General features: G+C 33.2%; 11 protein-coding genes and 1 tRNA gene. 9 read left to right on the top strand and 3 right to left on the bottom strand.

Annotated features, from left to right (window positions below):
- The first annotated feature begins 5 nt into the window (after positions 1-5).
- The 3 genes from pseH to B6S12_RS01765 are packed head-to-tail and all read left to right on the top strand — an operon-like array spanning position 6 to position 1,702.
- Positions 6-446 carry a UDP-4-amino-4,6-dideoxy-N-acetyl-beta-L-altrosamine N-acetyltransferase gene (pseH, locus tag B6S12_RS01755; RefSeq protein ID WP_111229107.1) on the top strand — a complete coding sequence of 147 codons (441 nt, stop codon included), beginning with the start codon at positions 6-8 and terminating at the stop codon, positions 444-446.
- Positions 447-492: 46 nt separating this feature from the next.
- The gene (gene hisF, locus B6S12_RS01760) at positions 493-1,263 is read left to right on the top strand and encodes an imidazole glycerol phosphate synthase subunit HisF (protein WP_111229108.1); all 771 of its coding nucleotides are present in this window, start codon (positions 493-495) and stop codon (positions 1,261-1,263) included.
- 7 nt (positions 1,264-1,270) lie between these two features.
- Positions 1,271-1,702, top strand: coding sequence for a YqaA family protein (locus B6S12_RS01765; RefSeq protein ID WP_111229109.1), 432 nt, complete (start codon positions 1,271-1,273; stop codon positions 1,700-1,702).
- Here the strand turns inward: B6S12_RS01765 and B6S12_RS01770 are convergent.
- Genes B6S12_RS01770 through B6S12_RS01780 form a run of 3 tightly spaced genes read right to left on the bottom strand, consistent with a single transcriptional unit; the run spans position 1,699 to position 5,273 of the window.
- Positions 1,699-2,250, bottom strand: coding sequence for a UbiX family flavin prenyltransferase (locus tag B6S12_RS01770; protein WP_111229110.1), 552 nt, complete (start codon positions 2,248-2,250; stop codon positions 1,699-1,701). The genes B6S12_RS01765 and B6S12_RS01770 overlap by 4 nt on opposite strands.
- Positions 2,247-3,143 carry a flagellar basal body P-ring formation chaperone FlgA gene (gene flgA / locus B6S12_RS01775; protein ID WP_111229111.1) on the bottom strand — a complete coding sequence of 299 codons (897 nt, stop codon included), beginning with the start codon at positions 3,141-3,143 and terminating at the stop codon, positions 2,247-2,249. The genes B6S12_RS01770 and flgA overlap by 4 nt, the downstream gene beginning before the upstream one ends.
- Entirely contained in the window at positions 3,144-5,273 is a 2,130-nt protein-coding gene (locus B6S12_RS01780; protein ID WP_111229112.1) for a heavy metal translocating P-type ATPase, read from the bottom strand. It lies immediately after the preceding gene.
- Between the two features lie 191 nt (positions 5,274-5,464).
- On the opposite strand from B6S12_RS01780, the gene B6S12_RS01785 reads away from it, so the two are divergent.
- From B6S12_RS01785 to B6S12_RS01805, 6 genes are all read left to right on the top strand, one after another.
- A complete protein-coding gene (locus B6S12_RS01785) occupies positions 5,465-6,490 on the top strand; it encodes a ribonucleotide-diphosphate reductase subunit beta (protein ID WP_111229113.1) in 1,026 nt (341 codons plus the stop codon).
- Positions 6,480-7,202: a carbon-nitrogen hydrolase family protein gene (locus B6S12_RS01790; protein WP_181450921.1), complete on the top strand. Its 723-nt coding sequence runs from the start codon at positions 6,480-6,482 to the stop codon at positions 7,200-7,202. The genes B6S12_RS01785 and B6S12_RS01790 overlap by 11 nt, the downstream gene beginning before the upstream one ends.
- Positions 7,203-7,832, top strand: coding sequence for a protein-L-isoaspartate(D-aspartate) O-methyltransferase (locus tag B6S12_RS01795; protein WP_111229115.1), 630 nt, complete (start codon positions 7,203-7,205; stop codon positions 7,830-7,832). It abuts the gene before it with no gap.
- 64 nt (positions 7,833-7,896) lie between these two features.
- Positions 7,897-7,996 (top strand) — tRNA-Sec (locus tag B6S12_RS11005).
- 153 nt (positions 7,997-8,149) lie between these two features.
- Positions 8,150-11,599 (top strand): DNA translocase FtsK, encoded by a 3,450-nt coding sequence (locus tag B6S12_RS01800; protein ID WP_425454650.1) that lies wholly within the window; start codon positions 8,150-8,152, stop codon positions 11,597-11,599.
- Positions 11,600-11,799: 200 nt separating this feature from the next.
- Positions 11,800-12,033, top strand: a complete 234-nt coding sequence (locus tag B6S12_RS01805) for a ComEA family DNA-binding protein (protein ID WP_181450922.1) — start codon at positions 11,800-11,802, stop codon at positions 12,031-12,033.
- Positions 12,034-12,065: the final 32 nt, after the last annotated feature.

Genomic DNA, 12,065 nt, shown 5'->3' on the forward strand with positions numbered 1-12,065 from the left:
ATTATTTGGATATAAGAAGTGATGAAGCTCTTACAATTTTACAAATGAGAAATGAAAAAAGTGTGCGTAAATTCCTATACAATCAAGAAGAAATCACGCAAGAAGAGCATTTTAGATTTTTACAATCTTTAAAAAAGAGTGCTAAGAAGTATTATTTAATCCAGTTTTTGGGCGTAAATTTAGGAAGTATTAATTTTGAAATTAAAAAAGAGGGTGTGGAATTTGGATTTTATGCAAATCCGTTTTTAGAATTTGTTGGGATTGGTAGGATTTTGGAGCAGATTTCTATTTTTTATACATTTTTTGTTTTGCATAAAGATAGATTGATTTTAGAAGTGTTTAAAGAAAATAAGGCAGTGGTGAATTTGCATAAGAAGTTTGGTTTTGTTGTGGTTAGTGATTGCAATAAAAAAGGAATTTTTAAAATGGAGCTTAGGAGGTGGTAAGTTTGATTTTGTTAGTATAATGTAAAAATTAATAAAAGTAGTCAAAATGAGTTTAAAACTAGCAAAACGGATTATTCCATGTTTGGATATTAAAAACGGGCGTGTGGTTAAGGGGGTAAATTTTGTAGGATTGCAAGATGCAGGAGATCCCGTAGAGATTGCAAAGCGTTATAATAATGAGGGTGCTGATGAACTTGTGTTTTTAGATATTACTGCTACACATGAGGGGAGAGGAACAACGCTAGAAGTAGTAAAAAAGGTGGCACAAGAAGTTTTTATTCCTTTGAGTGTGGGAGGAGGGATAAGCACTTTAGAGGATATTTATAAACTTTTAGATGTGGGTTGTGATAAGATAAGCCTAAATTCTACAGCAATTAAAAATCCTGCATTGATTAGTGAAGCAGCAAAGCGTTTTGGCTCTCAATGTGTTGTAGTAGCTATTGATGCAAGAAAAAAAGAGGGTAGGGAAGATGAATGGGAGGTTTATACACATGGTGGGAGAAATAATACAAAAATAGATTTGAAAACTTGGGTTATTGAAGCAGCAAATAGAGGTGCAGGGGAGATTTTACTTACAAGTATGGACGCTGATGGGACAAAGGCAGGGTATGATTTAGTGCAATTAAAAGAGATTTCTTCTTTAGTGCAAATTCCTCTTATTGCAAGTGGAGGGGCTGGGAGTATGGAGCATATTTATGAGGCATTCAAGGTGGGAGCAGATGCAGCACTTGCAGCTTCTATTTTTCATTTTCAAGAAATTAAAATCAAAGAGCTAAAAGAATATTTGCATAGCAAAAATATCCCTGTGCGTTTGTAAGAGGAATATGGAAGCAGTTTTAGACAATCTTGGGCTTGTTGGATTATTTTTTATCTCCTTTCTTTCAAGCACTCTTTATCCGCTGGGTTCAGAAGTTTTTGTGGTTTTGGCTTTAAAGTTAGATTATGAAGCTTTGCAAGTATGGATTGTGGCGACTTTGGGGAACACGCTTGGAAGTCTTAGCACCTATCTTTTGGGCTTTTTAGGAAAAGAATATTTAATTAATAAATATTATTCCAAAGCCTATGCTAAGCTTCAAAAATTAGAAAATTTTATTAAAAAATATGGTTTTTTATGTGCGTTTTTAACATTTTTGCCCTTAATAGGCGATGTGTTTGCATTAGGACTAGGGATTTTTAAATATTCTTGGAAAAAATGTGTTTTTTTTATCGCACTTGGAAAAGGAGCAAGATATTTAGCCCTCATTGCTCTTTTTTAGCTTTGCCATCTTTTATAAGTGGAGGGAATGCTTAGAGAATCGCACCATTTTCCGATGAGAAATTCTTCTATTTCTTGGAGGCTTTTACCTGCATAATAGCCAAAAATAGGCGGAGCGATGACAACATTTAAGCGTGCAAGTTTTAGCATATTTTCTAGCACAATTGCACTTAGGGGCATTTCTCGCACGGCTAGAAGTAGTTTTCTTTGCTCTTTTAGCATGACACTTGCACTACGCGTTAGAAGGCTATCACAAATCCCGCAAGAGATTTTAGCTAAAGTGTTTTGCGAACATGGAATAACCACCATAGCCTCACACACAAAAGAACCACTTGAAATACAAGCACTCAAATCTTCATCGTCTAAAATTTCTAAATTTTCTATTTCTTTTAGGGAATGGTAGCTTTCTTTTTCTTCATTTTGCAAAACTTTTTTAGCACCTTTTGTAATCACACAATATTTTTCTAGCTCTTTTGGTAAAGCTTGGATAAACTTGCAACCCAAACTTGCTCCACTTGCTCCACTAATCCCAATAATCAAACGCTTCATAAGAGTTTGCCTCTCCCTTCTCCTATGATTTCTACTTCATAAGTTTTTTTGCCTTGCAACGCCTTTGCCTTGATTACATCTCCAATAGCAGCATTTTTTTGTGCTTCTAGCACAAATTCTAAAAGAACCCCATTTTCTTTTACGCTAATTACAATTTTATCCCCTTTTTTGACTACTCTTTTGGCTATTAATCTATCTTTAGTAAGCAAAGTATCACTAGGGGTGTAAGAACGCAATGCTACTTTTCCTAAATCGCTTTGCTCCATAAGGGCTACCCCTATTTTATCAAAAGGGATTTTTTCTATTTTGGTGTTAGAGTAATTAAGAGGTTCGCCCCCACTTAGAGGAGTATTTGTTTTTAGGGCATTTAAAGTAGCATCTATACTATAACGGAAGAAAATTTTTCTATTTCTCCCTTCATTAAAGACAACCACATCAAAGCTTCCTTCTTTGCGTTTTAGAAGTTTTTTATTAAAATCAATTTCTTTAATATCATCTTCATTAAAATCAATAGGTGTCATTTGTTCAATTGTGATATTATTGATAATAATTCCATTTTTAGCATATTCTTGTAAAAAAAGCCCTATAATATGGTTTTTTATCCCTTCTGTATTGGCATTGATGGCTTTTTTAAAGGTTACTAATGCTCCTTTTGCACCTACATGCATTCCTTCTTGTTCAAATTTTTCAATAAGCTGTGTGCTTTTGATTTGGTAGCCATTGGAGTTTTTTGGAATTTCTAAGATTAAAAAATCATTTTCCACATCTTTAAAAATATCGCTTGCATAGATTTTATTGTTTTGAAAATAATAGGTTTCTTCTAAAATTTTAAAATCTAGTGCAAATAAGCTTTGAAAGCAAAAAAAGCTTAAAAATAAAATTATTTTTTTCATCTATTTATCCAAATTTATTTTAGAGATTCTAAGTGCATTTAGCACCACACTAACAGAGCTAAAAGCCATAGCAGCCCCTGCAAATGCTGGTTGTAAAATAATCCCTAAAAAAGGATAAAGAATTCCAGCAGAGATAGGAATAAGCACTAGATTATAAACATAGGCAAAGAAAAGATTTTGTTTAATGTTTTTTAAAGTAGCAAAAGAAAGTTTAAAAACTTCTACAATACCTTTTAAATCATCTTTTAATAAAAGCACATCGCCCACTTCTTTTGCAAGTTCGGTGGCATTAACAAAAGAAATACCAAAACTTGCTTCTTTAAGTGCTAGTGCATCATTAATTCCATCGCCTACAAAGCAAACTTTCCCTTTTTGATTAAGGAGTGCGATTTTATCAGCTTTTTGTGTGGGATTAATTTGTGCGTAAAATTCTTCTATTCCTAAAGTTTTGGCGATTTTTTCTACGCTTTGTGTGTTATCTCCGCTTAAGATCACAGGAGTAATACCTAAAGATTTTAGAGAATCTATCATTTCTTTTGCACCCTCTTTGATGCTATCTTGCAAATAAAAGAGTGCTAAAAGTTTATTGTTATCACTAAGTGCGATAAGATTTTCTCTAGGGATATTTAGGCTTTCTCCTAAAATTTCTTCAATCCATTCTAATGCGCCAAAAAAATATTCTTTATTTTTGTATTTGGCATACACACCTTTAGCAATGTGGTATTCTTTTTCTTCTAAAAGAAGGGGTTGTAAGTTTTGTGTATAGTGGGTAATGGCTTTGGCGATAGGGTGGGGGTTATGCTCTTGCATGGCTTTGGCTATTTGTAAAATTGCTTCTTTATCTTGTGTAAAAAATTCTATATTTTTTATGCTAATTTCTCCTTTTGTGAGAGTGCCTGTTTTATCTAGAGCGATAAATTTTATTTCTTTTGCTTTTTCATACACATCAGGATTTTTGATTAAAATCTCACTTTTTTTAGCACGCATAGAAGCACACACAATAGCTAGTGGCACAGCAAGTCCTAAGGCACAAGGGCAAGATACAACTAAAATTGCAGCAACTATACTAAGCACAAAAGAAAGTTCATAACCTAAAAGTAGCCAAATAATTGCAGCAAGGAAACTTAAAGCTACTACACTCGGAACAAAAATGGAAGCAATTTTATCTGCTAAGGCTCCAATGGGTGGTTTTTGTGTTTGGGAGAGCTCTAAGAGATCTAACATTTCATAGATAAAAAATTCACTAGAATCTTTAGTGGCTTTAATATGTAATTCCCCATTTAAAAGCACACTTCCACCAATCACTTCATCGCCTACTTTTAAGACTTTGGGTAATTCTTCTCCATTAATATGTGCGCTACTAACTTCAGCTTCCCCTTTTATAATAATACCATCTAGGGGGATTTTCTCTCCACTAGCAACTAGACATATATCTTCTTTTTTAAGATCTTTTATCTCACACCATTGTGTTTGTGAATCTACTATTTTGCGTGCTTTTTGGGGTAAGATTTTTGCAAGCAGTTCTAGTTCATCTCCAGCTTGTTTTTTGGCACGAGATTTTAAGAACTCTCCTAAAAGCACAAAGCAAATTACAGCACTTGATCCTTCAAAATAATATCCTCCATGATTTTCTCCTAGATACATTAAGTATAAAGAATATAAATAAGCTACGCTTGTGCCAAGTGCAATTAGGACATTCATATCTGCACTTTTTGTTTTAAAAAAGCTTTTAGCACCCACATAAAAAGGATAGGCACAATAAAATTGCACAATACTTGCTAAGATAAGCTGTAAGATACTACTAAATGTGCCATGAAAGCCCCCCATATGTAAAATAAAAATCATTAAAAATAAGGGCAAAGCTACAAATAAACGCTTTTTAAGTCCTGCTATATAAGCGATTTCTAGCTCTTTTGCATTATCTAAAGAGGCAGGGAATCCATAAGAAGTGATGAGTTCCATAATTTTTTGGGGAGTGATTTTTGCACTATCATAGGAGATTTTTGCTCTACCGCTAATAGAATTGATTTTAATCGCACCTACCCCTTGAACTTTTTCTAAGCTATGTGTGATAGTCGCAGAGCAAGCAGAGCAGTGCATTCCACTAATATTAAGTTTGATAACTTCCATAAGATACCTTTAAATTATAGCTATACTAGCAATAAAATTTTATCTTTTTAATAGCTATAGTATATATAAAGTTTGTGTAAATATATATTAATGTATGTTTATGTTATGCTTAGAAAATTTAAGCTATAATCTCGCAATTTTTTAAAGCTAAAATTTGTAAAAGTTTTAGCCAATATAGGTTAGGAATGAATATGATAGGTAGAAAAAAGATTTATAACCCAAACTCCACTGAAGGAGTAAATGAACGCAAAATATTTGGAGGGAATCCTACAAGTATTTTTGAGCTTAATAAAATAAAATACCAATGGGCTTATAATCTTTGGAAAGTAATGTTAGCAAATTCATGGTTTCCAGAAGAAGTGAATATGACTCAAGATAAAAGGGACTATGCAGATGGGCTAACTCCAGAGGAAAAAGTAGGTTATGATAGAGCCTTAGCACAGCTTATTTTTATGGATTCGTTGCAAACTAATAATTTGATTGATAATGTAAATCCTTATATTACAAGCCCAGAGATTAATCTTATTTTAGTGCGTCAAGCCTTTGAAGAAGCACTGCATTCGCAAAGTTATGCAGTAATGGTAGAATCTATTTCAGCAAATACCGATGAAATTTATGAAATGTGGCGAACAGATATGCATTTAAGAAGCAAAAACGATTATATTGCAAATGTGTATGAAGAATTAGCTAAAAATCCAACAGAAGAAGCTTTGCTAAAGGCTATGTTTGCAAATCAGATACTAGAGGGGATTTATTTTTATTCAGGTTTTGCATTTTTTTATACACTTGCAAGGAGTGGAAAAATGCTAGGTTCAGCTCAGATGATTAGATTTATTCAAAGAGATGAGGTTACGCATTTATTACTCTTTCAAAATATGATTAATTCTCTAAAAAAAGAAATGCCCCATCTTTTCACAAAAGCTCTAGAAGAAGAGGTTATAGAGATGTTTAGGGAGGCAGTGCGGGTAGAAACTGCATGGGGGGAATACATTACTCAAGGGCAGATTCTGGGATTAACAGGAGAGATTATTCAAGAATATATCCGCTATTTAGCAGATGACAGATTAAGACGCGTAGGGTTGCCTATTCTTTATAATGCAACTCATCCAATCAAATGGGTGGAATCTTTTAGTTCTTTTAATGATCAAAAGACAAATTTCTTTGAAGGAAATGTAACAAATTATGCAAAAGGGAGTATAAATTTTGATGATTTCTAAGCAACTTTACACATTACAAGTTAAAACTAAACAAAATTTTGAGGAGAACTTAAGCCATTTAAGAGAGCTTATTATAAACTGTGAAGAAGATTCTATTATTCTAGCACCCGAAGTTTGTCTAACAAATTTTTGTTATCAAAGAATGGAGGAGGCAAGTGAGTTTGCTAAAGTCGCCACAGAAACACTCTTGCACCTTTCAAGTTCTAAGACAATTGTATTAACAATGATAGAAAAATATAAAGGAAGCTATTTTAATAATCTTAAAGTTTTTCATAAAGGAGAGTTGCTCCATAAGCAAAGCAAAAATAAGCTTTTTCCTCTAGGGAATGAGCATTTACATTTTGAAGCGGGGGAGTTTAGCGAAATTTCTCCTTTTAGTATTGATGGATTAAGATGTGGAGCGATTAATTGTTTTGAGCTTCGTTTTATTGAAATATGGCAAAGATTGAAGGGGTGTGATTTGCTCTTTGTTCCTGCACAGTGGGGAAAAGAGAGAAAAGATCATTTTCAAACGCTAACTAAAGCTCTAGCAATTACCACACAAAGTTTTGTGCTTGCAAGTGATGGTGCTAATGATGCTATTGCAAAGGGAAGTGCAATTATTACGCCCTTTGGTTATGTAAATATGGATGATGATAAAGAAATAATTTCTTTTAGAGCAAATTTTGGAGATGTTGCAAAAGTTAGAAAATTTATAGATATAGGGCTTTAAATGCAAGGGTTAAAAGCGGCAAATATGGTAAGGGAAATTGCTTCTAAATTTCCTTTGGAGGCTAAAGTCCAAAACGCATTATTAAGTGTCAATCGTGAGCTTTTTGTGCCAAATGGATGTATTCCTCATGCTTATAGTCTTGATGCATTACCTATGGGAGCAAATCAATGGATTAGCTCCCCTCTTACTGTGGCTAAGATGACGCAATACCTTAATTTAGAAGGCGTGGATAGTGTCTTAGAGATTGGTTGTGGAAGTGGCTATCAAGCTGCAATACTTGCAACAATGGTGCGTCGCGTATTTAGTGTTGAAAGAATTGAAAGACTCTTAAATGAAGCTAGAATGCGTTTTAGGCAATGTGGTTTTAGCAATATCCATACAAAATTGGACGATGGAACTTTAGGATGGAGTGCCTATGCGCCTTATGATAGGATACTTTTTTCAGCCTCCATTGGGCAAATACCACAAGAAATCATTAAACAACTTGATGAGGGGGGGATTATTATTGCTCCTATTAAAAAGGAAAGTTGTCAAATTATTACACGCTTTGTTAAAAAAAATGGGGTTTTAATCTTGCAAGATGAGATAGAAACTTGCTCTTTTGTTCCTATTTTAAGTGGGATAGAATAATTTTGAAAACTCTTATTTGTTTAATTCCCATTTTAAGCATTTTTTAGTAAAATTGCAAAATTTTGGAGGGTAAATGTCACTGGTGGGCATCGTGGGCTTCAAACCCATTTTGAGTGGGCAGGTGTCTGTCTGCTGGGGAGTTCGATTCTCTCACCCTCTCGCCAAATATATTATGTTAGGATTTAACCATTAAAAAAATAAATAAAGAATTACTAAATTATAAGAATATTGGTATTATTGTTTTAGCAATTGCTGGAATTTTATCTATTTTTGGATCTTTTGGAATTTTAGGAGCGACACTAAAAGCCTATGGAGATTTGCATTTTAAACTTTTTGGATATTTTGGATATTTGTGGTTATTTGCATTAGCTTATGCTTTAAGTTTGCCTAAGCCCAAAATTAATCAAATCTTTTTTGAAAAACTCTTAGGTATTGTAATTATTTGTCTTTCTCTTTTGATTTTACAAGGGCTTTTTATAAAAGATTCTGGGATTTTTAGTAGAGCATTTAGTAGTATTTTAGTTCCTATTATTACACCCGCAGGCGTTTTTTTGCTTACACTTTGTCTTTTGGTATTTGGAGTAAGTCTTTTAGTGGGGCAAAATGTAAAAGATTTGTTGGTTCATTTTATAGGGGATTTGCAAAAAGAATTTAAAGAGATGTTTGGTTCTAAATCTCAAAAGCAAGCGGTGCAATCTGTGCCTAAGCAGGCTAATAAGTCTTTTGAATATAAAGATTTTTTAAATAAAATAAAAGATTTCTTCACACCGCTTAGTAAAGAAGAAATTTCTAAAGAGCCACGCCCATTAACTTTAGAAGAATTGATTGAACAAAGTCCCAAAGAAAGTAATGTTAGCAAGCAAGAAATTAAAGAAATACAAGAAGAAAATTTAGAGGATAATAACAAGCAACAGCAAGATATTTTAAAAGAAGGTTTTAACCCTAGTATTGATGAAGAGAGGCATGGGGTTGAATTACCAACTTATGAAACTTTCTTAAGTGAAAAAGATGAAAAAAAAGAAGAAGAAATAGAGATTAAAATTGTCCATGCAAGAGATGCAAAACCAAATTTACAAAACGGTTTTGTTCAAATTAATCCTGAACAAGTGCTAGAAAAATTGCAAAAAATTGATAATCTTTTGCATAAAGAAGAAAAAGAAAGCGATCCAGTAAGAATTGTCCCAAAACCCATAAAAGAAGAAATAGTTAAAAATGAATTTGAAGAAGTAGCAATACAAGAAGAAATTTTACCTAAAAAAGAATTTAAACCTATCAAGTCTTACCCTAAAAATCTTTATGCGGCAAAGCCTTTTAGTGCATTAGAATTAGAAGCCAAAGAGAATGATAAGCAAGAAGAAATTCCTAATACTATTTTTTATTATGATAAACCTCCAAAAGAGGATTTGCAAAAAGCTTCTATTCAAGAAGTGGAGACGCAAGAAGCTTTAGAAGATGATTTAAAAGATATCCAAAATGCATTAAGCGAGGAATTGCAAGAGGCTCAAAAAGCTTTAGACTATCGCTCACAAGAGAGCGAACTCTCACAAATCAAAGAAGCTATTAAACCTCAAATACTAAAAGCACAACAAGATTTAGAAGAAAGAGAACAAACCTTTGAAGAAGATGAAAGCACTTTTATAGAGGTTCAAAATAGCGATAATGATTTAAAAGATATCCAAAATGCATTAAGCGAGGAATTGCAAGAGGCTCAAAAAGCTTTAGACTATCGCTCACAAGAGAGCGAACTCTCACAAATCAAAGAAGCTATTAAACCTCAAATACTAAAAGCACAACAAGATTTAGAAGAAAGAGAACAAACCTTTGAAGAAGATGAAAGCACTTTTATAGAGGTTAGCTATACACCTCCTAAACAAAATACTATGCCTTTTTATAACTATGCTAATTTCCAAGAAACTACGCAAAATCTTAAGGAAATTATGCCAAATATGCCTTTAGTAATGCCAGAAACTCCAAATCTATCTAATACTTTACAAGAAACTAAAAAAGAAGAAATTAAAGAACAACCAAATAATGATTTAAATACTCAAGAAAACTTTGGTAAAGAGGAATTGAAAACTTTTGAGGTATCTCAAGAAATTACTTATTTACAAGAGCAACCAACACAAGAGAAACAATCTCAAGAAAGCCGTAGTTTAAATACAGAGCAGCCCGCACAAAAACAAGTTTTTCAAGGTTATAAAGAAAATCAAAAGTCAAATTTGCAACAAGATTTTAGTGTGCAAAATGCTAGCACTCAAGAAAATCTACAAAATCCTATGCAAGAATTTAGAGTAGAAAAGCCAAAAATGCTAGAAGAAAATCAGGCACTTTTGGAGGAACTTACTTTAAACGATGAGAGTGTGGAATTAGACAATAAAGATTTTATCCTGCCTCCTCTTGACTTTTTACAAACTCCTAGTGAAGAGAGAGCGGAAGTTGATGAAAGTGAGATTGATAGAAAAATCAATGATCTTTTGGGTAAATTAAGAATGTTTAAGATTGAAGGGGATATTGTCCGCACCTATTCAGGCCCTATTGTTACTACTTTTGAATTCCGTCCAAGCCCTAATGTAAAGGTTTCAAGAATCTTAACGCTTCAAGATGATTTGGCGATGGCACTAAGGGCGAAAACTATCCGTATCCAAGCACCCGTTCCAGGAAAAGATGTAGTTGGAATTGAGATACCCAACCAGCATATTGAAACTATTTATTTAAGAGAAATTTTAGAAAATGATTTGTTTAAAAATTCTGCTTCACCTCTTACTTTAGCATTAGGAAAAGATATTGTAGGTAATCCTTTTGTAACCGATCTTAAAAAGCTCCCACATTTATTAATAGCAGGAACTACAGGTAGTGGTAAGAGTGTTGGGATTAATGCTATGATACTTTCTTTGTTGTATAAAAACTCTCCAGATATGCTAAAACTTATTATGATTGATCCTAAAATGTTAGAATTTAGTATTTATAATGATATTCCACATCTTCTAACGCCAGTAATCACACAGGCCAAAAAAGCAATTATTGCACTAGATAGCACGGTTAAAGAAATGGAGCGTCGCTATAGCTTAATGAGCGAAGCGCGCACTAAAAATATAGAAGGTTATAATCAAAAGGCTCTAAATGAAGGATTTGAGCCTTTCCCTTATATTGTAGTTATTATTGATGAGTTGGCAGATTTGATGATGACAGGAGGAAAAGAAGCAGAAGTTTCTATTTCTCGTTTAGCACAAATGGCAAGAGCAAGTGGAATCCATTTAATTGTAGCAACCCAACGCCCAAGTGTAGATGTAGTAACAGGGCTTATTAAAGCAAATCTTCCATCACGCATTAGCTATAAAGTAGGACAAAAAATAGATTCCAAAGTAATTTTAGATACTTTTGGTGCGGAATCGCTTTTAGGAAGAGGGGATATGCTCTTTACTCCTCCAGGTGGTGGTATTGTGCGTTTGCATGCTCCATGGAGTAGCGAAGAGGAGATTGAAGAGATTGTGGAATTTATCAAATCTCAAAGAGCTCCAGAATATGATGAAACCTTTATGCCAAGTGAAGATGAAGCTTTGGGGCTTAGTTATGAGGGAGAAGTAGATGAACTTTATGAGGAGGCTAAACGCATTATGCTAAATGAGGGTAAGACTTCTATTAGTTATCTTCAAAGAAGGTTGAATATAGGCTACAATAAAGCTGCAAATATTGTAGAGCAAATGCAGGCTAAAGGATTTTTAAGTGCTCCAAATTCTAAAGGAGTGAGAGAGATACTAAATGCTTAGGCTTAACAAATAGCTTAAGTGTTGCTTGAAATCAAACTATTTGGTATGGTATAAAAGATACTGCTTTGTAATTTTAATAAAAGTTACCAAAATTCACAGAATATTTTCAGTATTGTCTAATAAAACTCTAAAATTTTATGCTATATTTATATAAATCATATTTAAGGATTTATATAAAATGGATTAAAATATTGGTTTTAATGAGCGGTTTTTTATTTGCAGGTTTTAATTTTAATACAGCTACAAAAGAAGAATTGATGGGCATTAAAGGAATAGGTGAGGTTAAAGCAGACGCAATTTTGGAATATAGGGAACAAAGAGAGATTAAAAGAGTGGAGGATTTGCTATTTATTAGAGGTTTTGGCAAAAAGAGTGTGGAGAATATTAAAGAATATTTAAATACAATAGAACAAAAGGAAGTAAAAGAACAATAAAAATTAAGCTTCGTTGGCTTATAATAAACGCT

The organism is Helicobacter valdiviensis, from assembly GCF_003245365.1.
Lineage (GTDB): Bacteria > Campylobacterota > Campylobacteria > Campylobacterales > Helicobacteraceae > Helicobacter_D > Helicobacter_D valdiviensis.

Coding starts and splice junctions, on each gene's coding strand:
- B6S12_RS01765 (WP_111229109.1), top strand. CDS start 1,271: ATGGAAGCAGTTTTAGACAATCTTGGGCTTGTTGGATTATTTTTTATC.
- B6S12_RS01805 (WP_181450922.1), top strand. CDS start 11,800: ATGAGCGGTTTTTTATTTGCAGGTTTTAATTTTAATACAGCTACAAAA.
- B6S12_RS01780 (WP_111229112.1), bottom strand. CDS start 5,273: ATGGAAGTTATCAAACTTAATATTAGTGGAATGCACTGCTCTGCTTGC.
- flgA (WP_111229111.1), bottom strand. CDS start 3,143: ATGAAAAAAATAATTTTATTTTTAAGCTTTTTTTGCTTTCAAAGCTTA.
- B6S12_RS01795 (WP_111229115.1), top strand. CDS start 7,203: ATGCAAGGGTTAAAAGCGGCAAATATGGTAAGGGAAATTGCTTCTAAA.
- B6S12_RS01770 (WP_111229110.1), bottom strand. CDS start 2,250: ATGAAGCGTTTGATTATTGGGATTAGTGGAGCAAGTGGAGCAAGTTTG.
- B6S12_RS01790 (WP_181450921.1), top strand. CDS start 6,480: ATGATTTCTAAGCAACTTTACACATTACAAGTTAAAACTAAACAAAAT.
- hisF (WP_111229108.1), top strand. CDS start 493: ATGAGTTTAAAACTAGCAAAACGGATTATTCCATGTTTGGATATTAAA.
- B6S12_RS01785 (WP_111229113.1), top strand. CDS start 5,465: ATGATAGGTAGAAAAAAGATTTATAACCCAAACTCCACTGAAGGAGTA.